At 29.6% G+C, this 2,033-nt stretch carries 2 protein-coding genes; both read right to left on the bottom strand.

The genetic code is table 11. The annotated features are described in order from the left end of the window. On the bottom strand, window positions 1-1,612 hold a 1,612-nt coding region (locus QM536_09835), incomplete at its 3' end, for a carboxypeptidase-like regulatory domain-containing protein (protein ID MDI9357310.1). 193 nt (window positions 1,613-1,805) lie between these two features. Further along, on the bottom strand, window positions 1,806-2,033 hold a 228-nt coding region (locus QM536_09830; protein MDI9357309.1), incomplete at its 5' end, for a hypothetical protein.

Genomic DNA, 2,033 nt, shown 5'->3' with positions numbered 1-2,033 from the left:
TAAAATTGGTATACACTCTCAAATAATAATTTCCTGAACCGAGGGTGTCGGGGATTACCCAGTTTCCAAAACTCATACCATCTTTTATGGGATATACTCTCTCCATAATAATTTTTTTTTGAGGGGAAAAAAACTCCACATAAAGGGTTTTACTCTGTTGATCTCGTATTTCAGGGGATTTATAATTTACATAGATTTTAAACCACATCGGCTCTCCTTGATAATAATAGGGTTTATCGGAGTGAACGTAAACCTTCTCTCTATAGATATCTAGTTCTCTTTTTTGTATCATTCGGTAAGGATAGGTATCTTTTCCTATTTCTTTTTGTGAAAATAAAAACTCTTCTTCCGGGGTTGACTTTACTACATTGTAATTTTTCCAAAAAATAGAATCATATTTTTGAGATGCTGCTTCCAAAAATACTGTTCCCTCTTGCATTTTTAAACCCTCGGATAGGAGATGTTGATTACTAAATAAGTTCTGATATATACTAGTAGTAACATAAGAAGCTTCTGCGAAAAAACTTTTTTTAAGATCTCTTTTTCTAATATAAAAAATGTATTGAGAAAACAAAAAATATGTTTTATAATATAAATAATTTACACGCCATAAGGAATCAGGATATTGTCTATATTCCACGTCCATTTGTAAAAAATTATGGCTATACCCTGAGTTTAGAAGTTGTTTTTTATACTCTTCGTTTCCCAAGAACAAAATATTGTATTCGTGAGGCAAAATATCACAACAGTTTAAAAATTCTCCTCTTATTACTGCGTATGTTTTATCTTGAATAAAAAGACGTATATAACTTTTTTTATACTGCTTATGGGTTATTTTTACTACATAAGTTTTTTTTCCGTTTAAAGAAATTATTTTTTCTATTTCAAAAAAAGTTTTTTTTGAACGTACCGCATCCTCCATTCCTCTTCTGTTGTACAAAACATCCATAAAAATAATAGTATTTATTCCCTGTATTTTCGGATTTTCTTGTTCTTTATATTCACGAGATTTAAACACCCTTCCTTTTAAAAGTTTTACATCCGATTCCAAAGGGTTGGTATAGCTTGCTTTTAGATTCCTTGTTATCGCTTCAGACATAGAGATTATATCCCGCATACTGCTATCTTGTGCAGTTTTTTCTTTGAGAAATCCCTCGTAAATTTCTGCTTTTGTAGGGTAGTTTATTTTTATATTATTCAGAACGTATTCCACTAATTTTCTTCCCAAATCTTTATCTTTAAATATAAATTCCTGAATAGTAGATGTAGATTCTGATAGTTCAATATCCTTCAAATCGTAATTACTCGGTGAAAAAGTAAGAATTCTTTTTTCGTAACCGAGGTATGATATTACTAAGGTCAATTTTTCTTGTTTTGTTTTGGGGTAATAGAGAATAAATTCACCATTCACATTGCTTTCAGTACCATTAGAAATTCTCTGTGTTTGAATTTTATCAACCATATCAATAAAAGCAATATTTACAAAAGGGAGAGTGGCTTTCGTTTTGTTATCCAACACCCTTCCTTTTACAAAAAAGAAATCGTCGTTTTGAGAATACACAAAAAAAAATTGTCCGAGAAAAATAACTATAAAAAATATACGTGTTTTCATAATTTTACCTGTAAAAATAAATAATGTGAACATAATAAAAAATTATTCTTAAATCCTTTTTGGTTTTAAAGAACATTTACTTGTTAAAAAAAATCAAAACATGTTTTTTCAAAAAACTAAGGAGTTGTAGGATTGTTTTCAATATAATAAAAAAAGTAAGGAGTTTTACCTCCTTACTTAAATCATAAGGCATCTATTTTATGCCAACACCCAATAATCTCGCGAGATATGAATCTTCGAAAGTGGTCCGTTCGTGTCCCACATTGGAAGCATAATAACGCAGCCCCCCCTCTATATTCAATAATTCATGATTATTGAGATCGGTAAGGTTTACTATCTCCTCTGCTTTAACTAATTTATTTTCCATTTTTTTAGAAATTAAATTATTAATAAATATATAAACTGTCTCCCATACTTTCCT

The sequence above is a fragment of the Chitinophagaceae bacterium genome (genome assembly GCA_030053935.1).
In the GTDB taxonomy this organism is placed as follows: Bacteria; Bacteroidota; Bacteroidia; order Cytophagales; family JASGCU01; genus JASGCU01.
Note: the sequence above shows the minus strand (reverse complement) of the source record. Positions and strands in the feature narration are given on the sequence as shown.